26 protein-coding genes are annotated in these 22,989 nt (G+C 41.3%); 15 read left to right on the forward strand and 11 right to left on the reverse strand.

All coding sequences use genetic code 11. The features are described 5' to 3' along the window. Positions 1 to 342 precede the first annotated feature (342 nt). Positions 343 to 912 (reverse strand): DUF2854 domain-containing protein, encoded by a 570-nt coding sequence (locus RMX98_RS07705; protein WP_322677368.1) that lies wholly within the window; start codon positions 910 to 912, stop codon positions 343 to 345. Between the two features lie 296 nt (positions 913 to 1,208). On the opposite strand from RMX98_RS07705, the gene RMX98_RS07710 reads away from it, so the two are divergent. Further along, complete coding sequence (locus RMX98_RS07710) at positions 1,209 to 1,382, forward strand: hypothetical protein (protein WP_322677369.1); 174 nt, start codon at positions 1,209 to 1,211, stop codon at positions 1,380 to 1,382. A gap of 126 nt (positions 1,383 to 1,508) precedes the next feature. Here the strand turns inward: RMX98_RS07710 and RMX98_RS07715 are convergent, their stop codons facing one another. Together RMX98_RS07715 and ppk1 are read right to left on the reverse strand one after the other, a co-directional pair. Then, a complete protein-coding gene (locus tag RMX98_RS07715; RefSeq protein WP_322677370.1) occupies positions 1,509 to 1,925 on the reverse strand; it encodes a response regulator transcription factor in 417 nt (138 codons plus the stop codon). A 190-nt stretch (positions 1,926 to 2,115) separates the two neighbouring features. Further along, a complete protein-coding gene (gene ppk1 / locus RMX98_RS07720) occupies positions 2,116 to 4,296 on the reverse strand; it encodes a polyphosphate kinase 1 (protein ID WP_322677371.1) in 2,181 nt (726 codons plus the stop codon). A gap of 1,023 nt (positions 4,297 to 5,319) precedes the next feature. Here ppk1 and RMX98_RS07725 point away from each other — a divergent pair. The 5 genes from RMX98_RS07725 to RMX98_RS07745 all read left to right on the forward strand — a co-directional run bounded on the left by RMX98_RS07725 (position 5,320) and on the right by RMX98_RS07745 (position 12,399). Beyond that, on the forward strand, positions 5,320 to 5,739 hold the full coding sequence (locus RMX98_RS07725; RefSeq protein ID WP_322677372.1) for a hypothetical protein: 420 nt from the start codon (positions 5,320 to 5,322) through the stop codon (positions 5,737 to 5,739). A 246-nt stretch (positions 5,740 to 5,985) separates the two neighbouring features. Further along, entirely contained in the window at positions 5,986 to 8,550 is a 2,565-nt protein-coding gene (locus RMX98_RS07730) for a GAF domain-containing protein (RefSeq protein WP_322677373.1), read from the forward strand. Further along, positions 8,544 to 8,993, forward strand: a complete 450-nt coding sequence (locus RMX98_RS07735) for a response regulator (RefSeq protein ID WP_322677374.1) — start codon at positions 8,544 to 8,546, stop codon at positions 8,991 to 8,993. The genes RMX98_RS07730 and RMX98_RS07735 overlap by 7 nt, the downstream gene beginning before the upstream one ends. A gap of 5 nt (positions 8,994 to 8,998) precedes the next feature. Beyond that, positions 8,999 to 11,281: a response regulator gene (locus RMX98_RS07740; protein ID WP_322677496.1), complete on the forward strand. Its 2,283-nt coding sequence runs from the start codon at positions 8,999 to 9,001 to the stop codon at positions 11,279 to 11,281. A gap of 206 nt (positions 11,282 to 11,487) precedes the next feature. Continuing rightward, positions 11,488 to 12,399, forward strand: a complete 912-nt coding sequence (locus tag RMX98_RS07745) for a hypothetical protein (protein ID WP_322677497.1) — start codon at positions 11,488 to 11,490, stop codon at positions 12,397 to 12,399. Between the two features lie 214 nt (positions 12,400 to 12,613). Here the strand turns inward: RMX98_RS07745 and ychF are convergent, their stop codons facing one another. The 3 genes from ychF to yidD all read right to left on the reverse strand — a co-directional run bounded on the left by ychF (position 12,614) and on the right by yidD (position 14,430). Then, positions 12,614 to 13,705 (reverse strand): redox-regulated ATPase YchF, encoded by a 1,092-nt coding sequence (ychF, locus tag RMX98_RS07750; RefSeq protein ID WP_322677375.1) that lies wholly within the window; start codon positions 13,703 to 13,705, stop codon positions 12,614 to 12,616. A gap of 45 nt (positions 13,706 to 13,750) precedes the next feature. After that, on the reverse strand, positions 13,751 to 13,978 hold the full coding sequence (locus RMX98_RS07755) for a hypothetical protein (RefSeq protein ID WP_322677376.1): 228 nt from the start codon (positions 13,976 to 13,978) through the stop codon (positions 13,751 to 13,753). A gap of 167 nt (positions 13,979 to 14,145) precedes the next feature. After that, on the reverse strand, positions 14,146 to 14,430 hold the full coding sequence (gene yidD, locus RMX98_RS07760) for a membrane protein insertion efficiency factor YidD (RefSeq protein ID WP_322677377.1): 285 nt from the start codon (positions 14,428 to 14,430) through the stop codon (positions 14,146 to 14,148). A gap of 61 nt (positions 14,431 to 14,491) precedes the next feature. On the opposite strand from yidD, the gene RMX98_RS07765 reads away from it, so the two are divergent. Further along, entirely contained in the window at positions 14,492 to 15,193 is a 702-nt protein-coding gene (locus RMX98_RS07765) for an SEC59/DGK1/VTE5 family protein (RefSeq protein ID WP_322677378.1), read from the forward strand. A gap of 258 nt (positions 15,194 to 15,451) precedes the next feature. Here RMX98_RS07765 and RMX98_RS07770 read toward each other — a convergent pair whose 3' ends face one another. Then, positions 15,452 to 15,829, reverse strand: coding sequence for a hypothetical protein (locus RMX98_RS07770; RefSeq protein WP_322677379.1), 378 nt, complete (start codon positions 15,827 to 15,829; stop codon positions 15,452 to 15,454). Between the two features lie 127 nt (positions 15,830 to 15,956). Here RMX98_RS07770 and RMX98_RS07775 point away from each other — a divergent pair, with 127 nt between their 5' ends. Both RMX98_RS07775 and RMX98_RS07780 read left to right on the forward strand, forming a co-directional pair. Beyond that, positions 15,957 to 16,136 carry a hypothetical protein gene (locus RMX98_RS07775; RefSeq protein ID WP_322677380.1) on the forward strand — a complete coding sequence of 60 codons (180 nt, stop codon included), beginning with the start codon at positions 15,957 to 15,959 and terminating at the stop codon, positions 16,134 to 16,136. 99 nt (positions 16,137 to 16,235) lie between these two features. Beyond that, positions 16,236 to 16,424, forward strand: a complete 189-nt coding sequence (locus tag RMX98_RS07780) for a hypothetical protein (RefSeq protein WP_292814625.1) — start codon at positions 16,236 to 16,238, stop codon at positions 16,422 to 16,424. 335 nt (positions 16,425 to 16,759) lie between these two features. On the opposite strand, the gene RMX98_RS07785 is transcribed toward RMX98_RS07780, so the two are convergent. Next, a complete protein-coding gene (locus RMX98_RS07785; protein WP_322677381.1) occupies positions 16,760 to 17,659 on the reverse strand; it encodes an alpha/beta fold hydrolase in 900 nt (299 codons plus the stop codon). Between the two features lie 445 nt (positions 17,660 to 18,104). Between RMX98_RS07785 and RMX98_RS07790 the strand changes: the two genes are divergently transcribed. From RMX98_RS07790 to RMX98_RS07810, 5 genes are all read left to right on the forward strand, one after another. Further along, positions 18,105 to 18,659, forward strand: a complete 555-nt coding sequence (locus RMX98_RS07790) for a thioredoxin family protein (RefSeq protein WP_322677382.1) — start codon at positions 18,105 to 18,107, stop codon at positions 18,657 to 18,659. Between the two features lie 71 nt (positions 18,660 to 18,730). Then, a complete protein-coding gene (gene pyrH, locus RMX98_RS07795; RefSeq protein ID WP_322677383.1) occupies positions 18,731 to 19,459 on the forward strand; it encodes a UMP kinase in 729 nt (242 codons plus the stop codon). Next, a complete protein-coding gene (gene frr / locus RMX98_RS07800) occupies positions 19,446 to 19,994 on the forward strand; it encodes a ribosome recycling factor (protein WP_322677384.1) in 549 nt (182 codons plus the stop codon). Before pyrH ends, frr begins: the two co-directional genes overlap by 14 nt. A 194-nt stretch (positions 19,995 to 20,188) precedes the next feature. Then, positions 20,189 to 21,310, forward strand: a complete 1,122-nt coding sequence (locus RMX98_RS07805; RefSeq protein WP_322677385.1) for a geranylgeranyl reductase family protein — start codon at positions 20,189 to 20,191, stop codon at positions 21,308 to 21,310. 54 nt (positions 21,311 to 21,364) lie between these two features. Next, on the forward strand, positions 21,365 to 21,790 hold the full coding sequence (locus RMX98_RS07810) for a hypothetical protein (RefSeq protein ID WP_322677386.1): 426 nt from the start codon (positions 21,365 to 21,367) through the stop codon (positions 21,788 to 21,790). 45 nt (positions 21,791 to 21,835) lie between these two features. Here RMX98_RS07810 and RMX98_RS07815 read toward each other — a convergent pair whose 3' ends face one another. Continuing rightward, positions 21,836 to 22,039, reverse strand: a complete 204-nt coding sequence (locus tag RMX98_RS07815) for a hypothetical protein (RefSeq protein ID WP_322677387.1) — start codon at positions 22,037 to 22,039, stop codon at positions 21,836 to 21,838. A gap of 171 nt (positions 22,040 to 22,210) precedes the next feature. Further along, positions 22,211 to 22,444 carry an EF-hand domain-containing protein gene (locus RMX98_RS07820; RefSeq protein ID WP_322677388.1) on the reverse strand — a complete coding sequence of 78 codons (234 nt, stop codon included), beginning with the start codon at positions 22,442 to 22,444 and terminating at the stop codon, positions 22,211 to 22,213. 180 nt (positions 22,445 to 22,624) lie between these two features. Between RMX98_RS07820 and RMX98_RS07825 the strand changes: the two genes are divergently transcribed. Beyond that, positions 22,625 to 22,759 (forward strand): hypothetical protein, encoded by a 135-nt coding sequence (locus RMX98_RS07825; RefSeq protein ID WP_409881298.1) that lies wholly within the window; start codon positions 22,625 to 22,627, stop codon positions 22,757 to 22,759. A 6-nt stretch (positions 22,760 to 22,765) separates the two neighbouring features. On the opposite strand, the gene RMX98_RS07830 is transcribed toward RMX98_RS07825, so the two are convergent. Continuing rightward, positions 22,766 to 22,948, reverse strand: a complete 183-nt coding sequence (locus RMX98_RS07830) for a hypothetical protein (RefSeq protein ID WP_322677389.1) — start codon at positions 22,946 to 22,948, stop codon at positions 22,766 to 22,768. Positions 22,949 to 22,989 lie beyond the last annotated feature (41 nt).

The following is a 22,989-nucleotide window of genomic DNA, read 5'->3' on the forward strand; positions in this document are numbered from 1 at the left end:
GAAGCCTTATTTCTCTTTGCCTATTCCCTGTCTACGCAAATCAGTATGGCTATGCCAAGCTGCGCGAACAGAAATTAAAGCGGATTCCTATGGTAGCATGGAATGCTACTTAGAGACAATTTATAAAGTAAATATTAAGTAGGGTATGTTAGGCACTTATATCATTTTTTGAGAAAAAATTATATCGTAATATCAGTGCCAACACAAGTTACAGTAATTTTATTTTTACTTTATAAATAATGTCTTACTTAAACAAAACTTGCCCCCTAGAACGTCGACTTCTCAAAGTCAACGTTCTAAATCGTAGATAAAGGCATGGAGTTTGGATAACAATAATTTTTGTTATTGACTACTGACTAAGGACTCTTGTTGAGTATTAATCAGCGCTAGTTCAATTGTATTTTCAGCTGGCTGTGTTATTTGAATCTCCAATCCAGGGCCAAAATAATTGGTCATTTTTTCCTGCTTTTTTTGCCACACCTCAATAGGTATTAGTGGTGAATCAAATTCTAAAATTAGGGCATAGTTACCATTGACTTCCGTTTCTCGTAACCCTGTGACTGTAGGACGTTCCTCGTCGGTGGGACTCAAACCCAGAAAAGAAAGTGTTGTATCTAGATGAGCATCTTGACCGTAACAATATCGGGTGATGTCTTTGCGAATTTTATTTTGAGTCTCAGTTGCTTGCTGCTGGCGCAGTATTAATGCTGACGGTGACGTAGTTTGGGTAAAGGGTACTGGCTTAAGTTCATTGGCTTTCAGCGCCAATCCTCCCAACAGTAGAGGAATTCCGTAAAAAAATCCGACAAGATTGAGTGTGGCATTATTATCAGCATAGGCGATGAAGCCAATGATGGTTAATATGCTGCCGATAGTTAAACCGAGTGTTCCCAAAGAGATTTGGCGTAGCATAAGCTTAAATTAGTATAAAGTCTGAATACCTTAGTTTTATTATCATCGGCTATGAGTAACAAATTAGGGAAGAACATCGTCTCATTCGGTAGTTAAAAGGGGACTTAGAAACCGCACGCCAGTTGCTTCTCCCTTTGGTAGAAGCTAGCGCCAAGAGGTTTTATCATAAGCAACTGGTGTGTAAATGACCTTTGCCATACTGGCTCTAAATCGACTACTAAGGGCGTATACTGCTCCAGAATGTTAAATTTTGAGTTAACTTTAAACTTAAAGGTAGTTAAAGATAGGAAAAAATAATGGATTTACAGACTATAAAAGAACGAATTGTCGCAGTTCAAAGTAAACGCGATTACCTGTTAAGCTTACTCGAACAACCAAACCTGGGAACTTTGAGAGTTGATGTAAATCAGGCTTTGGAAGAACTGGATGAATTAATTGATGAATTTAAACGCACCATTCCGGTAGAGTAGCAATAATTAAAAATTGCGTCGGTTTAACCCTCAACTTCAGGCTATACCGACGCTCCTCAGTAGTATCATGTCTTTCAATCCCCAGAATTAAACTAAGTTGGAGCTAGTACAGCAACACAGCTCGATCTATCCTGAAACTGAACCATTTCCTGCACGCTGACCTAACTGCCTAACTAAGGCAATGAGTTCGCTTGTAGGTACATCTTTTTTACAAACGTCATCAAAGCTTGACATTTCCTTTGTTTGCTGAAGATTTACGTCTTCCACTGAGGAGTAGGCGAGGATTTGGGTGTTTGGAGATATAGCTTTAATGTGACTAGAGGCACTCCAACCATCCATGACTGGCATTTGTAAATCTAGAACAATCACGTCAGGATGACAACGTTTAACCATTTCTATAGCTTCTTCACCATTAGTCGCTAAACCTACGACTTGAATATTTTCCTGACAAGAAAAAACCAATTGTAAAGTTAAACGAGTCAGCTCGTGGTCATCAACTACTAGAAGTCGCAAGGTCGAAAGCTCACAGGATAACATTAGCATTGAGGGGAAAGACAAAATTATTCAGAATAACCCCTCCAGTTTATGGGAACAAGTGCCAGCACTAACTCTATCCTATGGTTGAATAACTTGTGCGAACCCATGACAAACAACTTAGATAACTGCTCAAAAATTCCAATTTTCTAGAAATAACTAAGTTGAGCTAGGTGTCAAGGTATTACTAACTTATTTTTTAATCAATCAGGTTTGAGACTACACCAGTTGAGCGTAATGCCATAGTCAGGAAAATTTTTTGTGAATTAGCTTCTGGAGAATCATCATAAGGACGGCGTTGAATATAAGTGCCATCGGCTTGTAATTCCCAAGCTTGACGATTATCTGCGAGCATAATTCCCATAATTTCTTGCAAATCTTTAGCAATATCTGGGTCTTTGACTGGCGTGATTACTTCGACTCGGCGATCTAGGTTACGGCGCATCCAGTCGGCACTGCCGATATAGATTTCCTCCTGTGTATTGTTATGAAAATAATAAATCCGAGAGTGTTCTAAAAAGCGACCGACAATGCTGATGATGCGAATGTTTTCACTAATGTCTTTGATGCCTGGGCGTAAACAACAAACGCCTCTGATAATTAAGTCGATTTGCACTCCAGCGCGGGAAGCTTCATATAAAGTGGCAATGATTTCTGGATCGACTAGGGAATTCATTTTGGCAACGATGCGTCCAGAAAATCCATTTTGAACATTTTCGATTTCGCGGTGAATTAGTCCCAAAAAGCGATCGCGCATATTCACAGGTGCAACCAACAACTCTCGATAAGACTTTTGTCGAGAATAGCCTGTCAAGAAATTAAATAAATCTGTGATGTCAGCACCTAATTCTTCACGGCAACTAAACAATCCTAAATCTGTATACAGCCGTGCTGTCTTGGGGTTATAATTTCCAGTCCCAATATGCACGTAGCGACGTATCCGGTCTTTTTCGCGCCGTACTACCATGACGGTTTTGCTATGGGTTTTCAGCCCTACTAAACCATAGACAACATGAACTCCAACTCTTTCTAGGCGTTTTGCCCAGTAAATATTATTCTCCTCATCAAACCGCGCCTTTAATTCCACCAGTACCGATATCTGCTTGCCATTTTCGGCAGCAGCAATTAAGGCGTTGACGATTGGTGAATCACCAGAAGTCCGGTAAAGGGTCATCTTGATGGCTAATACATTTGGATCGTAGGCAGCATGGGTGATAAAGCGTACCACTGTAGCCGAAAAGGATTGATAGGGATGGTGTACTAATAAATCCTTTTCTCGAATCACAGCAAAAAAGTCTTTTCCTTCCTCTGTCTCTAAGACATCTGGATCTAAATTCGGTTCCCTCAACCTTTGCAGGCGTAATGGTACAACAGATTGGCGTGGCGGATCTTTGAGTTCCGGCAGTGGCAAGGCCATAAAATACATCAAATCCCGCAGTCCCAAAAGACCGTCTACTTCGTAAAGATCGCTTTCTGTTAATTCCAAATCATGCAATAATCGCGATCGCACTATTTCTGGAGTCTGGGATTGAATTTCTAGCCGGACTGGACTTCCACCTAAGCGTCGTTTTCGCAATTCCTGTTCGATCGCTAACAACAAATCATCTGCTTCATCTTCTTCTAAGACCAAATCAGCGTCACGGGTAATCCGAAACGGATGATATTCTTGAATATTCATCCCTGGAAATAAAGATTCCAAGTTATGAGCGATCGCCTGTTCTAAAGGTACTCCAGTCCAGTGGGTAGGTTTGTCACTGTTCTGATCTCCCAATTCTGGCGGTATCGGTAAAAATCTTGGGAGAACACTGGGGACTTTAACTCTGGCAAAGAATTCTTCTTCGGTGTCTGGATTTTTGACCACAACAGCCAGATTTAGACTGAGATTAGAAATAAAAGGAAAGGGATGACTCGGATCAACAGCCAGAGGAGTCAAAACTGGAAAGACTTGTTCCTCAAAATAACTGTTGAGATGAGTTCGCTGTTTTTGATTTAAATCTATGTAATCTAGAATATGGATGCCATTATTTGCGAGTAAGGGCCGAACTACTTGCTCAAAATGTTGGTGTTCTTTTTTAACATGGGGAATCAAGGTAGACCGAATATCGTCTAGCTGTTGTTGTGGTGTCCGACCATCGGGAGTTAACAGGCTGACTTTCGCCTCTACTTGTTGCTTTAAACCAGCAACCCGCACCATGAAAAACTCATCTAAATTCGAGTTGAAAATTGCCAAAAACTTCAGGCGTTCGAGAAGAGGCGTGCGATCGTCACAGGCTTCATGTAACACCCTGCCATTAAATTCTAACCAGCTTAACTCTCGGTTAAGATAATATTGTGGATCGCTGAGATTGATGGGGGTAGAGCTTTTCTTAGATTTTGCCATAATGACTTAAAGGCAGCAGATGTAGCCCATTGATCTGGGGGACAATAAACATAGTAATACCAATTCAAAATTCAAAATTCAAAATTCAAAATTAAGAAAGCCAGACAGAACAAAGGTATGTCCGTATGTATCTGTCGCACTCTTTTTTCAAAGTGGTATAAGTTAAATGGTGCTTGAGCATAACGCTGAGGTAATTTTTGTCTTTGCTGATTCTCTACTTCGCTACTGGTAAGGCATAGAGATTTGACCTCACTACCATTCGCTACAAGGCAAGGCGTTGGGGGTTATGTTGGAGATAAAAGGTGTATTTCTATCTAAATAACTTTAGTTAAAGACCAAAAAATAAACTCGTATAGGCACAAAAGCCAACATTACCAAGAACTTTCTGGTTTTGCATAGGCGTAGACCGTTGTAGATATCGCCTCTAGCGGATGCTTTGCACAATTGCATAGCGTTTCTTTCTGATAATCACTCTACTCAACCTATAACTAGATTTTATAGCTGTTTTCAACTGTGTAAAATCTGGTACTGGCTTAAAGTTGTGCGCCCTGACAAAATATTACATCCACAACAAGAACTGCAATCAGGTTGGACATTCAAATCGTTGCCCACAGCATATTACCTATGAAGATGCATTTAAGATTTAGCAAAGACATAACATAAGCATTTTTAGAAATGTGTGACTAATTATTAAGGGGAGTTTACAGAGAAATATGGTGTTGAAAGCAGTCTAAAGTCTTACTTCAATGCTCCACGGACTTAGTTTTCTAAAACGCTGAATTTGGTAAGCATTATCACAATTTATATACAGTCACTAACTAGATACAAGCCTTGCTGTATCTCCATTTTGTTGTTATTTTGCCGCTTTTATAGAGTTTTTCGCCAACCATTTAGTCTATTAGTTTTTTTTAATTTATGACCGCTAGAATTTTTATAAATTCGAGTATAATTACTGAGAGTTTTCTGGTAGGTAATGGTTATATTGAAAACGCAAAGAGAAACAACACGAGGAGTTTGTTGATCATGAAAATTTCTGCGATCGTTAAAGGAAGCATCTGCTTATTAGGTTTGGTTAGTGTTGGTAATATCCTGGCTGCGCCAGCAAGTGCAGGGCAAGCATCAGCTCGTGGTGCAGTTACAATAGTTAGACCATCAGGTTCTTCTATCAGTGTTAGTGGTGAAGTAGTTGCAGCTCCGGGTTCGGACTTTAACTCAGTAGCTGTTGTGGTTGATGGTAATAGTGTTCCAGGTACAAACCAAGAAGTTGTCACAGGCATCACAGTAACCCCAGGTGCTGTAACACCTACAACACCACCTACTGGCAATGCAATCCAAACAGCTGTTGCAACATTGCTTGATGCTAGTACCCCAGCCGGTATTGAAGACAAAGCAGCCCTCCTCAAGGCAATTTCTGGTGTTAATGGTTTAGGTGGTTTAGAGTAGATTGAATTTTTGCTTCGTAAGCACTTACAAAGTTTTTAGTAACTGACAGAACAGTTGAATAGGTTTAAAGACAGGGGAGAAATATAGCAATGCTATTTTTCTCCCCTATATTTATGATTTTGTTGGCAAATTCGTAAGTTAAGGGGCTGAGAAAAAATAAATTATCCTTGAACACAGCGTTAAACTATTCATCAAGTAGTCAGGCTGCTGACTGGATATCCCATTTAAATTTCTTAATAAAAGTTAATGAAATCTGGAAATATTGATACAGAAGCGGTGAGGTTAGAAGCCCTCCGCCAGTATCAAATTCTTGACACAGAACCCGAAGAAGCATACAACAATATTGCTCAATTAGCCGCATTTATTTGTGGCACTTCTATATCTTTAGTAAATTTCATTGATGAAAACCGTCAATGGTTTAAGGCAAAAGTAGGTTTAGATATATCAGAAATGCCCCGGTGTGTGGGGTTATCTTATCTTTGCCAAGAGCAGCGTGGTGTTGTGGTGGTTAGCGATACCCTAGCTGATGAAAAGTTGGCAAATAATTCGGTAGTGACTGGCTATCCATATATACGATTTTATGCAGGTGTACCCTTAATTAGCCCGAAGGGAGATTTACTAGGAACTTTGTGCGTGATTGACCAAGTTCCAAAAGAATTGAGCCAAAAACAAGTAGAGGCGCTTGTAGCTCTGAGTCGCCTGGTAATCGACCAATTAGAACTCAGGCGGTATGTAACTGAGGTATCTCAAATTACCGAGAAATTAATGGCGCAAGAGCAAGCAGCCCGCGCCCAATCTGAAGCTGCAAGAATCCGCATCGCTAATTTGCTTGAAAGCATCACTGATAGTTTTTTTGCTTTAGATAAAAAGTGGCAATTCACTTACATCAATGGTCAAGCAGAACGGCTGTTGCAAAAAAACCAAAATGAATTATTGGGTAAAAACATCTGGGAAGTGTTTCCAGAAATTATCAGCACAAGATTCCATTGTGAATATCACAGAGCAATCTTAGAACAGGTGAGTGTGGATTTTGAAGAGTTTTATCCACGACTAAACTGCTGGCTTCAAGTCCATGCTTATCCTGCAAAAGACGGCTTGTCTGTTTATTTGCAAGACATTACTGAACGACGAAAAACAGCAGAAGCACTACGAGAAAGTGAAGAACGTTGGCAACTAGCATTGCATGGTAATAATGATGGTATTTGGGATTGGAACTTCAAGACTAACGAAGTGTTCTTCTCAACTCGATGGAAGGAAATGCTCGGTTATCAAAACCACGAAGTTTCCAACCATTGGGATGAATGGACAAAACGAATCCATCCCGATGAGCGAGATTCGGTACTTCAAGCCTTTCAAGACCACTTTGCCAAGAAAACACCTTTTTACGTCTGTGAATATCGAGTCCAGTGCCAAGACGGCAGCTATAAATGGATTCTAGATCGAGGACAGGCACTTTGGGACGCATTGGGTGATATAGTGCGGATGGTAGGTTCTTATACTGATATCACAGACCGCAAGCAGGCAGATGAAGAATTAAAGCGGCAAAATCTGCGATCGCAATTATTTGCTGAAATCACCCTGAAAATTCGAGAATCTTTACAAATAGATGAAATTCTTAAAACCACGGTGACAGAGGTACAAAAATTACTCCAAGCTGACCGGGTGTTAATTTTTCGGTTGGAGGCTGACGGTTCAGGAACAGTGGTGCAAGAAGCAGTACTGCCTGCTTGGCCAGTAATTTTAGGAAAAAATCTTTTTGACTCTTGCTTTAAAGAACAATATATAGAGAGATATCGCCAGGGAAGAGTAAGTGCCCTTGAAGACATTGAAGCTGCTCATATTCAACCATGCCATCGAGAATTTCTTCGGCAGTTTGCTGTCAGGGCGAATCTAGTAGTGCCGATTCTTGTCAGAGACGGCATTTGGGGCTTGTTGTTAGCTCATCAGTGTGCCGCACCTCGACAGTGGAATCAGTTTGAGATGGATTTGTTACAGCAATTAGCCAATCAAATTGGGATTGCTTTATCTCAAGCACAACTATTAGAAAAAGAAACTCAGCAAAGTCAGGAACTTATTCGTTCTAATGCGGAATTAGAACAGTTTGCCTATGTGGCTTCCCATGATTTGCAAGAGCCATTGCGGATGGTAACTAGTTATTTACAACTGCTGGAGCGGAGATACAAAAGCAAACTGGATGCCAATGCAGATCAGTTTATTGCATACGCAGTAGATGGGGGCAGCCGGATGCAGACCCTAATTAATGATTTGTTGAACTATTCCCGCGTCAGCAGCCGTGGACAGCCTTTTGTGCCAGTTGATTGTAGTGTTGTCTTAAAACTGGTGCTTGCTAATCTCCAAATTGCGATCGCAGATCGAAAGGCAGTTGTCACCTACGATACTCTACCTGAAGTGATGGCTGATTCTACCCAATTGACACAAGTATTTCAAAACCTGATTGCCAACGCAATCAAATTTTGCGATCGTCAACAGCCATTAATTCACATTGGGATAAGTAAAGCAGATGCAGATATATTAAATGGAAAAAATTTAAATTTTACCCCCTCGGAGGATGAATGGTTGTTCTCAGTACGTGATAATGGAATTGGTTTGGAATCCCAATATATTGAACGTATTTTTCTAATTTTTCAGCGCTTGCACGGTAGAGACAAATATCCAGGTACTGGAATTGGTCTGGCAATTTGTAAGAAAATTATCGAACGCCACGGCGGCAGGATTTGGGTTGAGTCGAAACCTGGTCAAGGCTCGACTTTCTACTTCACAATTCCAGATAGAGTAGGTAAGCAATGGTAAACACCATAACAGCGATTATGCCTATTGAGGTTTTGTTAGTAGAAGATAATCCTGGCGATGTCCAACTTACACGCATCGCCTTAGAAGATAGTAAAATCTCAATTCACTTGAACGTAGTCGAGGATGGTGTAGAGGCAATGGCATTCTTGCGTAGACAGGGAAAATATGCTAAATTACCTCATCCAGATATTGTACTGCTCGATTTTAACCTTCCGAAAAAAGATGGACGAGAGGTATTAGCAGAAATAAAAGGAGATGAAAACCTCAAACGAATTCCTGTAGTAGTTTTGACTACTTCCCAGGCTGAAGAAGATATCCTCAAAGCCTATAACCTTTTTGCCAACTGTTATATAACCAAGCCAGTAGATTTCGATCAATTCGTTAAAATTGTCCAATCAATAGAAAATTTTTGGTTTGCGATCGTAAAACTGCCACCGGAGTAGTGGAAATGGCAGGTAAAAATATTATTAAAGTCTTGTTAGTAGAAGACAACCCTGGTGATGTCTTATTGTTACAAGAGTTATTCAAAGAAGTTACCACAGTTGTAGTTGAGTTGATGCCCGTTGAACGGCTTTATGAAGCACTCAACTACTTAACAAACGAAATTTTTGATGTAATTTTGTTAGACCTCTCGCTGCCAGATAGCCAGGGATTACAAACTTTTGTCATGGCTCATAATCAGGCAAAAGCAACTCCAATCATTGTGCTGACGGGTATAAATGATGAAACCCTGGCAACTAGGGCAATGCAAAAAGGAGCGCAGGATTATTTAGTGAAGGGGCAAGTAACTGGCGACTTGCTGGTGCGAACTATGCGTTATGCGATCGAACGTCAGCAGGCAGACAACGCACTACGGCAGAGTGAGGAGCGATTTCGGGTAGCTCTCAAAAACTCTCCAATCTTTGTCTATAACCAGGATAGAGATTTGCGGTACACCTGGGTTTACAATCCCCCATCTGGATTGACAGTTGAGAAAATATTGGGCAAACAAGACTTAGATATTATCCCAGCAGAAGATGCTCAACGTCTCCTCATAATTAAACGTAGGGTATTGACTACAGGTATAGGAACGCGAGAGGAAGTATCAATTACCATCAAAGATATAACCCGATATTACGATTTAACTGTCGAGCCACTGCGGAATGAAACCCAAGAAATTGTTGGGGTGACATGCGCCAGTATAGATATTAGCGAACGGCAGGCTGCGCTACGCGAACGCAAATTAGCAGAAGAAAAAATCCGCGAACAAGCAGCGTTACTAGACGTGACGACAGATGCCATTTGCGTCCGAGATTTAAACAATCAAATTATCTTCTGGAATAAAGGTGCAGAAACACTTTATGGCTGGCAAGCTACAGAGGCTTGGGGCAAAAATGCTAGTGAGCTTTTGTATGACGAACCTTCACCGGAAATTGAAGCGGCTCTATTGCAAGCTATTAGTAAAGGGAAGTGGCAGGGTGAATTAACAAAGCTTACTAAAATGAACAAAGAAGTCCTTGTAGCTAGTCGCTGGAGTCTAGTGTGCGATGAACAAGGCAAACCCAAATCAATACTCACCGTTGACACAGATATTACTGAGAAAAAGCACTTAGAAGCCCAGTTATTTCGCGCTCAACGCCTGGAAAGTATTGGTACTTTAGCTAGTGGCATTGCTCACGATCTCAACAATATCCTGACACCGATTTTGGCGGGAGCGCAACTGCTACCACTCAAATTTCCTAATGCAGATGAGCGAACTCGTCATCTACTAGAAATTTTGGAAATAAACGCTAGACGCGGAGCTGATTTAGTTAAACAGGTACTGTCCTTTGCACGGGGTGTGGAAGGGAAGCGCATCACTTTGCAACTCAGACATATAATTGTGGAACTTGCCAAGATTCTTAAAGAAACCTTTCCCAAATCTATAGAAATCAGCACTAATGTACCGCAAGATTTGTGGATGGTTTCTGGAGATAGTACCCAACTGCATCAAGTGCTGATGAACCTCTGCGTTAACGCCCGCGATGCTATGTCTAATGGCGGTAGTTTGAGTATCTCTGCCGAAAATCTGTTGATTGACGAAAATTCTGCTCGCATCAACCTGGATGCTAAGGTCGGATTTTACACAGTAATTACTGTCTCCGATACCGGAATTGGTATTCCTGGGGAAATATTAGATCGAATTTTTGAGCCATTCTTCACCACAAAAGATGTGGGAAAAGGCACAGGGTTGGGACTTTCCACCGTGCTTGGAATCATTAAAAGTCACGGAGGTTTTGTGAACGTCTATAGCGAACGCGGTAGTGGCACTAGCTTTCAGGTTTACCTACCAGCCGTAGAGGGAATGGAAACAATAAACCCAGAAGATTTGACACCACAGACAGGACATGGAGAATTGATTTTAGTTGTAGATGATGAAGCCGCCATTCAAGAGACTACCAGAACATCACTAGAAGCTCACAACTACAAAATTTTAGTTGCCAGTGATGGTATTGAAGCGATCGCGCTATATGCTCAAAATAGAGACAAAGTTAGTGCCGTCCTCATGGATATTATGCTGCCCTCACTGGATGGTTTAACAGCCATACGTACCTTGCAAAAAATTAACCCCCAAGTCAAAATTATTGCCAGTAGTGGACTGATGTCTGATAATAAGCTCAGTGCAGTAGCTGCTATTGGTGTCAATACGTTTTTGTCAAAGCCTTATACTGTTAACGAATTATTGCTTTCTTTACGGAAAGTATTATCTTAAGTCAATTAAGTATGTATGTATACTTACATAGTATAAGTGTAAAAAGTAATTATTAATCTGAGGACGAATTGCCTAGATCTGATCTGATTGAGCATCGGCTAACGCACTTCTTAGCGATACTGGGGACTGGGAAGAGTTTTCCTAACCCAATAGCCAATACTTCGACTACGCTCAGTACAAGTACCCCATGCCCAATCCCTTTTACTATGCCTCGGTTTCTCAAATTAATCATCAATATAGTAGTTTTGGGTGCATTGGTATTTATATCCCAGCAAGTTTGGGCGCAAGATTGGCGTCCGGTTCGCGGTAGTATCCCTTTCGGTATCAGTGGTATGGCTTTGATAAAGCAGCAAAGCAATACGCTAGATTTTCTGATTGTTCATGACAATAAACAAAAAAACCAAGGTCGTATAGCAATTATCAGTATTAAGGGTAAGAACCAACCTGAATATTTCCCCTTGAACTGTCCAAATAATACAGAATTGCCTATTGACTTAGAAGCTTTAACATCTGTTCCAGAGAAAAGAAAATTCTCTTTTATCGCTTTAAGCAGTTCTGGAAAAGCTTATTACATCAGGTTAAATCCTGCTAATAAGACCATCTCGGTACTAAAAGAATTCAATGTACCAGGAATTATTCAAGGAAATAATTTTGAAGTATTTGGATTGCAAAATATAGACGGCAAATTAGTTGCTATTTGGGGAAATCGAGGTGAAAGAGAACAACCAGCAACTATTTTTTGGGGAATGTTTGATTTGGCTAAATATCAAATTACTCTCGCAGGTTCTGCCAATCTGAAAGTACCGTTTCCATCTGGCAATGTTCGCCATATTTCAGATATTAAGGTAGACCCAGTAGGCATTGTTTACATCACTTCGGCAAGTGATGCTGGAGATGATGGCCCATTTCAGTCAGCTGTGTATGTCGCTGGTTACTTGGGATTTCGTGGCAACAAAATTGTATGGCAGCAAAATTCTCAACTTGTTCCCCTCTACCGCTCTAATTACCACAAAATTGAAGGCATGGAACTTATTCCCGGTGCAGAAGGTGGTGTGATTGTTGGTACAGATGATGAGAATTTTGGTTCCTATGTATACATTTTGGGTAGAAGTAACTGAAGTATGTCTTTTGATTGCAACTGCAACTATATTTTGAGAATTGCTTGAAAATTCCTGATTTATTTGCGATCGCCTCGCAACTTTCTTAAAATTAGACACATATATTGAGCATTTTGTCAATGTTTAGAGTGCGATACCTACGGCGGGCAAAGCCTACGTAAATTGGTGTAACTTGACCATTATCTTATCGATAACGGTCACACATTAATTACCCCTACACATTAAATCGGAACAACATTACATCCCCTTCCTGCACAACATACTCTTTCCCTTCACTGCGAACCAACCCTTTTTCCTTCGCCGCATTCATCGAACCAGTTGTTACCAAATCTTTATAAGCGACAGTTTCAGCGCGAATAAATCCCCGCTCAAAATCACTGTGGATTACACCAGCAGCTTGAGGTGCAGACATTCCAGCATTAATTGTCCAAGCGCGGGTTTCTTTGGGGCCGCAGGTAAAATATGTCCGTAAGCCTAAAAGCGTGTAAGTTGCCCGAATCAATGATTTCAAGCCGCCTTCTTCCACACCTAAAGACGCAAGGAAATCAGCTTTATCTTCTTCTGGTAATTCCACTAATTCAGCTTCAACTTGAGCCGAAACTATTACAACTTGGGCATTTTCTGTTGCGGCAATTTGCCGTACTGTTTCCACAAAATTATTACCAGTTGCCAACTCATCCTCAGATACATTCGCGGCGTAGATAATCGGTTTATAAGTGAGCAAATCCAGCCCTTTAATAATTACTGCTTCTTCTTCATTCAAGCTCACCTGACGCACTGATTTACCTTCATTTAAAGCCGCAGCTAATTTTTCTAAAACTGTGATTTCATACTGTGCATCTTTGCTGGTACGAGCTAGTTTACGAGTGCGGTCAATTCGCCGCTCAATTTGTCCTAAATCTGATAAACCCAACTCTATATTAATGATTTCAATATCTCGCGCTGGGTCAACAGAACCAGCAACGTGGATAATATCGTCATTCTCAAAACAACGTACCACATGGACGATCGCATCAACTTCCCGGATGTGGGACAGGAATTGATTCCCTAATCCCTCACCCTGACTTGCACCTTTAACTAAACCGGCAATATCCACAAATTCCACCCGCGCCGGGATAATTTGTGCCGAACTGGCAATCTTAGCAAGAACATTTAACCGTTCATCCGGTACTGCGACAACGCCGACATTCGGTTCAATCGTGCAAAAAGGGAAGTTAGCTGCTTCAGCTTTAGCATTAGCAACTACAGCATTAAATAAAGTAGATTTTCCGACGTTGGGAAGTCCGACAATTCCGGCTCTTAGCATTTTGGATTTTAGATTTGAGATTTTGGATTACATTACCAAGGTAATCTAAACAGGTTCCGGTATGGTTTGGGGAATCGTTCCTGGAACTGTCTGAGGAATAGGAGCAGGTACTGTTTCTGGTACAGGCCCCGGTAACGGCTGGGGTATCGCTGGCCCCGGTACAGGTTCGGGGCTAGGTAGCGGATTCGGCTCAGGATTGGGACTAGGTAGCGGACTCGGCCCAGGAGTAGGAATTTGTGGTTCTGGTATAGAAATCGCAGTAAGATTAATCATCGTAAATCCAAATCAAATTATTCAACCTTCCCACGCTAGATGACAACCTCATCTATTGACATCTCCCCAAATACCTATACCCACGAACACATCCTTTAACTTGGGCATTGGGAAAGGGGTAAGGGGAAAAGGGGAAAGATTAAATTTATTCCTTTCCCCTTTAACCTTTAACCTTTTCCCCTGCTCCCCTGCCCCTCTGCTCCCCTGCCCTCTGTCCCATTGCCTCTTTGCTTTTCCACCACCTCTGGCACTGGATCGTAACCACCTGGATGAAACGGATGACACCGCAAAATCCGCCGAGTTGCCATCCAGCTACCACGCAACACTCCAAACCGTTCAATCGCTTCAATAGCATACATCGAACAAGTTGGTTGAAAGCGACAAGTCGGGAGAAATAAGGGCGAGATAAACATTCGGTAGCCCCGAATCAGCCAAATAAATAATAATTTCATTGCAGCTACCCAAATCTTATAAATTAGTAACAGGGGTAAAAATTTTCATTTTGTCGTATCTTTGTTAATTACATTTTCTGACTTCACCTCAATTCCGGTTTTCTGGCTGCAAATTGCGTTGGCTGCAATTTGGGTGTTACTCATCCTCCTGATTGCATGGGTGGTAAACCGCTTCGCCAACGAACCAGAAATCGTGCGGAAGATTGTTCATATTGGCACTGGTAACGTTATTTTAATCGCCTGGTGGCTAGATATTCCCGCCAGTGTAGGGATTACAGCTTCTATTTTAGCGAGTGCAATCACCTTATTATCCTACCGATTGCCGATTCTTCCTGGTATTAATAGCGTTGGACGGCAAAGCTTAGGGACGTTTTTTTACTCTGTCAGTTTCGGTATTTTAGTTGCCTGGTTCTGGTATTTACAACAACCCCAGTACGCAGCACTCGGAATTTTAATCATGACTTGGGGAGATGGATTAGCAGCCTTAATTGGGCAACGTTTTGGTACACACAAGTATAAAGTTTTTGGGACAGAAAAAAGTTGGGAAGGCTCCCTAACTATGATGCTCGTTGGCTATGTTGTCAGTAGTTTGATTTTAGTTGGAACTCAAGGAAACAGTTGGCAAACTTGGGCGATATCGCTGATAGTGGCAGTTATCGCTACTGCTTTAGAAGCTGTTTCATTTTTAGGTATTGACAATTTGACAGTTCCTTTGGGTAGTGCAGCACTTGCCTTCTTTTTAAGTCAGTTAGTTTTGAATTAGTAATTGCCTTGAGTGCTATTGCTAATTGAGCAAACAATTGATAGTGTCAAAAATTCATCCTTAGTACTTTTTTAAACGCAGAGGAACACAGAGGTAAACGCAGAGGTACGCAGAGTTTTGCCAAAGTTAATTCGCCATGAATTAATGAACTATTGCACTTCTGAGTTGAGTCCAATACGGGTAAGCAATTTCCTAGTAAGGACTTTAGTGCTTAGAAAATAAGGACTAAAGTCTTTACTACAAACCCTCAAAACTGATTTATTGGTTTAGTAGTCCGATCGCCATTTCAAGATACATCTTAGCCTTGTGCAAGTTAAGCAAGCTCTCTTGATCGTATCTGTCAGGGTAGCTCATAGCTTTGCCTTCCATTGTCAGCTTAATCAGTGCCGCTTGCTCATCAGTGGGTGAATTCATCTCATCTACCACCCCTTCAAGGAATTGAATAACGCTAAAGCCTGGTGACTTCAACCCTCTTCCTTGCCTTAGTTGCGCGAGTCCTATCTGTGGGAATGCCATCAAGGTAACAATCCAACTGGTCTTGTACCCTCCGTTTCCAGTAGGCTTCAATCCATAACGCCTACACAAATCTCTCAACTCAGCAGTCGTTTTGATTTCGAGTTCTGACCTTGTGAACATAAAATAGAGTTACCCATTTGTAAAAGTGGTATCGGTGAGTTACAAGTTTTCCAGGCAAGTACTCACCGATTAAAAACTCTAACCCGATGGTTTCATCGACTTCAAGCTATATTTACTTTTCTAAACAATGCCTGACCGCAAGGGTAAACCTGAAAATTTTGGAAACCAACCAAGCAAGGAATTAACCGATCAATTGAGCTTCCGTGTCACCAAGGAAATGAAGGAAGAGGTAAAGGCTAAAGACGATCCTCCTGAGTTTTGTCGCCAAGCTATCCAAAAAGCACTAGACGAAGATAGGCAGAAGTAGTTAAAAGTTCTTGGACGTAAATCAGAGGTAATATTATTTGGAAAATGACTGCTGAAGAATGGTTTCGTTAGTATCAAGCTATATTTACATCTCTCAACAATGCCTAATCCTAAAGGGAACCCTCAAAATTTTGAACCAGCGCAACCAAAGGGAGATAAGCCATTAACTGACCAATTAAGTTTTAGAGTCTCTAAGGAAATGAAGGAAGAGGTAAAGGCTAAAGACGATCCTCCTGAGTTTTGTCGCCAAGCTATCCAAAAAGCATTAGATGAAGATAGGGAGAAGTAATTAAAAGTTTTTGGACTAATACTTCAAGAACTATAAGAAAGCCCTTGTGTTATAAGTTAAGTTCTGGAGTTTAGACTAGACAACAAGAAACGACCCAGTAATGCTGAGTTGAAAAAAACAAGCTTCCAAGATGAAAATCCCCATTCCTAAGCAGATTCTGGTTGCTCTTTGTGGGGCTGAGTTGTAGTTTTTTTTGACTATGGATGGCAAATTCGCACTAATAGTGACGTTATCGTGCAAGCAAATTTCGCAGCACTGGCAGCCGCAAACCTTAACTAGAAATGTATTTTAGCTGATTGACAATAATTGACTGTATTCTAACCTCTCACAAATGATTACCGCGATCGCTCCAAAATCCAATCGAGTAAAATCGGATTGACTAACTCCGGTGCTTCATCCTGCGGACAATGCCCAACTCCCTCTAAAGGAATAAACTTTTCTACTTGGGGAAAGTTAGCTAATTCTCTCCCTAACTTAATTGGTTCCCACGGATCGGCTGTTCCCCACAAAATAATTGCCGGAGACTGTAACAATGGTAAAAGGTCTTCTGGTAATGGCCCTGTAGAATAAGAAGTAAAAGCCAGAAACACAGCCCCAGCCCCCGGATCGCTTGCTGGTGAAGTGAGAATATCTACTAACTCATCTGTCACCATCTCAGCATTGGCATAAGCTTGCAGCAGAATTTTCCGCACCGTTTTCGGTTTTGCGAGTTGATTGAAAAAGAAATCACCAACTGGTTTAATAGATAAAACTCGTTGCAACAAAGGCGCTCCGTAACGACGAGATAAAGGTAAAGTTTCCCGTTTGCGATCGTGCAATAGCCGTAAAGAACAGTTGAGCAAAGCAACTCCCAAGGCAATATCTGGGTTGCTGACTGCTGCTTGCATGGCGACAATACAGCCAATGGAATTTCCCACTAAAAAAGCTGGCTCACCCACAACTTCACGGCAAAAATCTGCTACTTGCTGTCCCCAGGTTTCTAGTGTGTAGTTAATTTTTTCACCAGGCTGAGGTTTTGCAGAAGCGCCAAAACCAATCAAATCGATCGCATAAACGCGACAATTTTGTGCTAATAGCGGAATATTTTTTCGCCAGTGCCACCAAGAAGCACCAAATCCATGCACCAGGACAACAGCTGGCCCAGTAGTTCCTTGGGTTTGGTAACAGATCGAAAAATCTTGCCAAATCCAGGTTTTTGTAGAGTTAAGTGCTGTTTTTGAACTTGAAGTTGTCATGGTAAATTTGACGTAAAGAATGCTAAAAGCTTTTTAGCAACAAAGCACAAGTAAAATTGTTTTGAATTTGCAGAAAATTTATCAGATTTTCAAAATAAATTCTTGGCTCTAGTGATAGCCTATACATATACCACAAAAGCTTCTAAGCTAATAGTTTTATCCAGTATCGATTTTCATCTTATTGATAGAGGTAATTTACTCACAACTGAGATTATGTCAGTATTAAAAATCATAACGTTTCTAATATGAGTAATATTTGGGCTATTTTTTAGATGTGAGTGAATTAGCATCAGTGCTAGATTCAGTAGTTTCACAATTTACGATCGCAAATTTGGTCTATAAGATTGGCGAATATGAGGCATCGGCTAAGGGGTGGTTTGCAACTGGAAACTGACGCTGAATTTAACAATATTTTTCTTGTTCCTAGTTCTGCGAGCCAGAAATCATGAATCTACTAGAAACAATTGATACTCCCGTCGGGAGCTATGCACCAGATTTTGAATTGCCAGGAATTGATGGTCAAGTACACCATCTCAGGCGTTATCTTGAGAAGTTCCGAGCAGTCGGCGTTATTTCTATGTGTAATCACTGCCCTTATGTCGATCGGTATTTAGGCAGATTAAAAAACATTCAAGCCGAATTTGCCCCCAAAAGCTTCACACTAATTGGACTCAATGGTAGTAATGTTGACTACGACACTAGGTCAAGCTTTGAAAATATGAAAGCTTTTGCCTTACGTCACCAGTTGAATTTCCCCTACTTGTGGGACTCAACGCAAGATGTGACCGGTAGTTTCGGTGCAACAAAAACACCAACGGCTTTTCTCATAGATACTAACGGTATAGTCCGTTACAAAGGTAAAATTGATAATCATCCCCAAGAACCATTCTCAGTGGGAGAGGATTATTTGAGGACTGCGATCGCTTCTCTGTTTAAAGGTGAAGAAATAGCCATACCACAAACAGAGCCAATCGGTACTACATTGATTTGGCGTAACTAGACATAGATTGTCCCTGTAACTGTTATCTTAAATTGGAGGCAATTGCAACTTTTTTGATAAAGCGTAACTTCATGGGAACGAATTACCGACGGGTTTTACTCAAACTGAGCGGTGAAGCCTTAATGGGCAACATGGGCTATGGAATTGATCCAGAAGTGGTCAAAGGAATAGCACAAGAATTAGCAGAGGTGATAGCCACTGGTACTCAAATCGCCATAGTTGTTGGCGGCGGCAATATTTTTCGTGGCGTTAAAGCAGCGTCGTCGGGGATGGACAGGGCAACTGCTGACTATATCGGGATGATTGCCACGGTAATGAATGCCATGACCCTGCAAGATTCGCTAGAACGCATAGGAGTACAGACGCGGGTGCAAACTGCGATCGCTATGCAAGAATTAGCAGAACCATATATTCGTCGTCGTGCCATCCGTCATCTTGAAAAAGGGCGGGTGGTAATTTTTGGTGCTGGTTCTGGAAATCCCTTTTTTACTACAGATACTACTGCGGCATTAAGAGCAGCAGAAATTGATGCTGAGGTGATTTTTAAAGCCACCAAAGTCGATGGAGTATATGATGCCGATCCTCATATTTATCCTGACGCCAAGCGTTACAATAGCTTAACCTACGCGCACGTTTTAGCCCAAGATTTGCGGGTGATGGATAGTACTGCGATCGCCTTGTGTAAAGAAAATAATATCCCAATTCTGGTATTTGATCTAACGGTGCGAGGAAATATCCACCGAGCAGTCTTGGGAGAATCCATCGGCACCCTTGTGGGAGGTTCTTGTGAAATTAGCTGAAGCTGAAAGTACGATGCAAAAAACCGTTGAGGCAACTCAACGAGCTTTTAACTCGATTCGCACTGGTCGCGCCAATGCGAGTTTATTAGATAAGGTATTGGTGGACTATTACGGTTCGCCTACTTCCTTAAAATCACTGGCAAATATTAGCACGCCAGATGCTACGACAATCTTAATTCAACCCTACGAGCGCAACACCCTAAACATCATTGAGAAGGCTATTTCCCTCTCAGATGTGGGTTTAACACCCAGTAACGACGGTTCTGTAATCCGGTTGAATATTCCGCCCTTAACGAGCGAACGCCGTAAAGAATTTGTCAAAATGGCATCCAAGTATGCTGAAGAGGGTCGTGTTGCTATTCGTAACATTCGCCGTGATGCTATAGACGCCATTCGCAAACAGGAGAAAGCCTCTGAAATCTCCAAAGATGAATCGAAAGATCAGCAAGATAGCTTGCAAAAATTGACAAATGAGTATACTGCCAAAATAGATGCACTGTTGGCAGAAAAAGAAAAAGACATCACGACTGTTTAAAGTCTAAAGTCTTAAGCATAAAGCCTGAAGGATAATGGATAAATTCTTCAGCCTTTATCATTTCTTAAGTTATTGCATAAATCCTAGAAAAATTGATCGAGTAAGTAAGTAGACATGAATAATTAAAGTAGGAACAATTCATAAATTGCCCCTACTCAATAGAAAATAAACTAATTCTGGAGCAAAAATTCAATATGTACGACTGCATCATCGTCGGCGCAGGGCCAGCTGGTGGAACAGCTGCATATCATTTAGCCAAGCAAGGCCGCTCAGTATTAGTGTTGGAAAAAGAATCTCTGCCAAGATATAAACCTTGTGGTGGTGGTGTATCTCCAGCGATCGCTCAATGGTTTGACTTTGATTTTAGCCCAGTAATTTCTGTAAAAGCCGACTCCCTTCGCTTTACCTGGAATTTGGGCGACCCCGTAGAAGCTAAAATCGCCACTAAAGAACCAGTTTGGATGGTGCGACGAGATACTTTTGACCATTTCCTAGTACAGCAAGGGCAAAAACAAGGAGCGGAACTACGAGATAATACGGAAGTAACGGGTATTGAGTTTCAAAGCGACTACTGGCAAGTTCACACAGCTAATGGCTCAGTTACAGGTCGCTACTTAATCGCGGCTGATGGTGTCAAAGGGCCAATGGCAAAATGGCTAGGCTTCAAAGACCGCAAACGCCGTTTAGCAGGAGCTTTGGAGGCAGAAGTTGCTGCGGAAGTCAAGGATAAATCTACAATTCATTTCGAGTTTGGCTTGGTGAAAAACGGCTACATTTGGAATTTCCCGAAGGCGGATGGTTATTCCATTGGTGTCGGTACATTTGTCGGCGGCAAACCCCAGGATTTTAAGAAAATTTTAGATGAGTACGCGCGATCGTTTAATGTAGATATCAAAACTGGCAAGCAATATGGTTATCCTCTTTGCTTGTGGGATGGCAACCAAAAGTTGCATACTCAAAATGCAGTTTTAGCTGGGGAAGCTGCTTGTGTAGTCGATCCGATGACAGCAGAAGGCATTCGTCCGTCAATTTTTAGCGGTTTAATTGCAGCAGGAGCCATTAATGAGGCACTTTCTGGCGATACTAACGCTTTAGAAAAATATAGCGAAGCCATTAATGAAGAATGGGGTACTGAGATGGCTTGGGCGCAAAAATTAGGTGGGGCATTCTATCGCTTTCCTGGCATTGGCTACAAAGTTGGTGTTAAGCGTCCTTCCGGTGCAAAAATTATGGGTAAAATTCTGTGTGGAGAACTGCGCTATGGTGACGTTGCCGGTCGTGCCCTCAAGCGTTTAATTCCTGGTTTTGGGACTTGAGCAACTTGTTAAAGTAAGCAAACTTCTGCCGCAGTGTACTAGATATTTCTCAATATGGCAATTTACTTGACAAAACGGCTATCTGTGTTAGCTAATATTCTTGCTCTTGTCCTCTTCATGCCGGGAATTGCCTTAGCTGCACCCGTTCAAATTAATACTACTTCTGGTGTTATTTTCGCCCAAACTACCAAAATTGCAAGCTATTCCACCTCGTCAGAGATTAACCTGACTCCTTTACAACGGCAAGAACTCCAGGCTGTGCGTCAGAGAAGAAATAGGGAAATTGAGGCAGTGTTAAACTCAGCCCAACGTGCCCAACTTACTCACAATCTCCGGGCTGGTAATAATATCAAGCAAGCCCTAGAAAAATTAAATTTGCAACCAGAACAGCAAGATTTTGTAAAGGCGATCGTCCAATTTACTAACTTAAAAATGAAAGCAATCTCATCTAGGCATTTGCTAAAAATAGCCGATAAGTAAAGGTTTTATTTGTAAAAATTATGGAAACATTTGACTAATCTGGACTTAAATTTCTGGAAAGGCAATCAAGGATAACGTTGCATCCTCTTGCAAAATAAATTCAAGATTGTAGCTTTCCAAATCTGGTTTGCGGAAAACATAAACCTGATGCTGATTCACATCCAAAATCCAGTAGGCAACAATTCCCTCTGTACATATACAGCATTTACGATCGCACTTGCGGAATGTGGATTGAATAATCAAAATCATTAACCAATCGAAAACCCTCTGAGAGGTGGCACAGAGTCGATGGTAGGTTATTACTAGCAAGAATGATGTCACTGGCAAATAAAAGCAAATCCCTCAATAGTTGCCTAGAGAGGGATTTAGTGTGGGCTAGAGACAGATTTTGGGGTGAGTGTGGCGTTGATTTTTTGACTGCTAGTTTAAATTATTTGCTTTCTCAACTGCTTCCTTTAACTGTTCAAAGGTAATACTACCGTCTTTGTCCGAATCATACTGTACTAGTAACTCCTGGGGACTAGTGGTATTTGTTTCTGATGAGATGATTGCACTTAAACCAGGACTTAAAAAAAGATCATTAATGGAGACTTTGCCATCTCGATCGCTATCTAAGGTATTAAAAAGAGATTGAAGCTCTTGCTCGGTTGTCATAAGTTTCTATCTGAATTGATTTTTCAATTTAATATCTCAAAATCTTGACAAATACGCAAGGAAAGTTAATAAAAAGATTTTATTGGGTGCGGGATGCAATACAGTTCAGTTAAGCTTTTTTCTCTCCCCCTGCTCCCGAAGCCTCCCCTGCTCAAGAACAGCCTGCCTTAACAGATAAATTTGCTTAACCCAAGCGTATTGGTGCGGGATGGCGATCGATACACTTTCGCGAATCGATGCGGACAACAGCGATATCTGGCTCAGGTTCCGAATATTGGCTTAACTGAATGGGATCTTGTACCCGAACTAAGGTAACTTCTGCTAGCAGCCGCTTGAGATAATCAGATGCACATAGGGTTGTGCTGTATGAGGAGGATTTTTGGCACTCATCGGGATAACTTGCCCATCAATCAGTTCTACCCGTTCATCCTCTGTAATAATACCCGTTTCAAACATCCAGTGATATTCGTTTACAGTCCACAGGCGGATTCTAGTTTGTGTCATTATGTATTTCCTTTAGCCATGGGACATCACTTTTAGGCGAT

Origin of the sequence: Nostoc sp. DedQUE02, from assembly GCF_034531035.1 — a bacterium.
GTDB lineage: Bacteria > Cyanobacteriota > Cyanobacteriia > Cyanobacteriales > Nostocaceae > Nostoc.

Excerpts from the sequence above, each read along its gene's own strand:
- RMX98_RS07705 (WP_322677368.1), bottom strand. The coding sequence starts at position 912 with ATGCTACGCCAAATCTCTTTGGGAACACTCGGTTTAACTATCGGCAGC.
- RMX98_RS07710 (WP_322677369.1), top strand. The coding sequence starts at position 1,209 with ATGGATTTACAGACTATAAAAGAACGAATTGTCGCAGTTCAAAGTAAA.
- RMX98_RS07715 (WP_322677370.1), bottom strand. The coding sequence starts at position 1,925 with ATGCTAATGTTATCCTGTGAGCTTTCGACCTTGCGACTTCTAGTAGTT.
- ppk1 (WP_322677371.1), bottom strand. The coding sequence starts at position 4,296 with ATGGCAAAATCTAAGAAAAGCTCTACCCCCATCAATCTCAGCGATCCA.
- RMX98_RS07725 (WP_322677372.1), top strand. The coding sequence starts at position 5,320 with ATGAAAATTTCTGCGATCGTTAAAGGAAGCATCTGCTTATTAGGTTTG.
- RMX98_RS07730 (WP_322677373.1), top strand. The coding sequence starts at position 5,986 with ATGAAATCTGGAAATATTGATACAGAAGCGGTGAGGTTAGAAGCCCTC.
- RMX98_RS07735 (WP_322677374.1), top strand. The coding sequence starts at position 8,544 with ATGGTAAACACCATAACAGCGATTATGCCTATTGAGGTTTTGTTAGTA.
- RMX98_RS07740 (WP_322677496.1), top strand. The coding sequence starts at position 8,999 with ATGGCAGGTAAAAATATTATTAAAGTCTTGTTAGTAGAAGACAACCCT.
- RMX98_RS07745 (WP_322677497.1), top strand. The coding sequence starts at position 11,488 with ATGCCTCGGTTTCTCAAATTAATCATCAATATAGTAGTTTTGGGTGCA.
- ychF (WP_322677375.1), bottom strand. The coding sequence starts at position 13,705 with ATGCTAAGAGCCGGAATTGTCGGACTTCCCAACGTCGGAAAATCTACT.
- RMX98_RS07755 (WP_322677376.1), bottom strand. The coding sequence starts at position 13,978 with ATGATTAATCTTACTGCGATTTCTATACCAGAACCACAAATTCCTACT.
- yidD (WP_322677377.1), bottom strand. The coding sequence starts at position 14,430 with ATGAAATTATTATTTATTTGGCTGATTCGGGGCTACCGAATGTTTATC.
- RMX98_RS07770 (WP_322677379.1), bottom strand. The coding sequence starts at position 15,829 with ATGTTCACAAGGTCAGAACTCGAAATCAAAACGACTGCTGAGTTGAGA.
- RMX98_RS07775 (WP_322677380.1), top strand. The coding sequence starts at position 15,957 with ATGCCTGACCGCAAGGGTAAACCTGAAAATTTTGGAAACCAACCAAGC.
- RMX98_RS07780 (WP_292814625.1), top strand. The coding sequence starts at position 16,236 with ATGCCTAATCCTAAAGGGAACCCTCAAAATTTTGAACCAGCGCAACCA.
- RMX98_RS07785 (WP_322677381.1), bottom strand. The coding sequence starts at position 17,659 with ATGACAACTTCAAGTTCAAAAACAGCACTTAACTCTACAAAAACCTGG.
- RMX98_RS07790 (WP_322677382.1), top strand. The coding sequence starts at position 18,105 with ATGAATCTACTAGAAACAATTGATACTCCCGTCGGGAGCTATGCACCA.
- pyrH (WP_322677383.1), top strand. The coding sequence starts at position 18,731 with ATGGGAACGAATTACCGACGGGTTTTACTCAAACTGAGCGGTGAAGCC.
- RMX98_RS07805 (WP_322677385.1), top strand. The coding sequence starts at position 20,189 with ATGTACGACTGCATCATCGTCGGCGCAGGGCCAGCTGGTGGAACAGCT.
- RMX98_RS07810 (WP_322677386.1), top strand. The coding sequence starts at position 21,365 with ATGGCAATTTACTTGACAAAACGGCTATCTGTGTTAGCTAATATTCTT.
- RMX98_RS07815 (WP_322677387.1), bottom strand. The coding sequence starts at position 22,039 with ATGATTTTGATTATTCAATCCACATTCCGCAAGTGCGATCGTAAATGC.
- RMX98_RS07820 (WP_322677388.1), bottom strand. The coding sequence starts at position 22,444 with ATGACAACCGAGCAAGAGCTTCAATCTCTTTTTAATACCTTAGATAGC.
- RMX98_RS07830 (WP_322677389.1), bottom strand. The coding sequence starts at position 22,948 with ATGACACAAACTAGAATCCGCCTGTGGACTGTAAACGAATATCACTGG.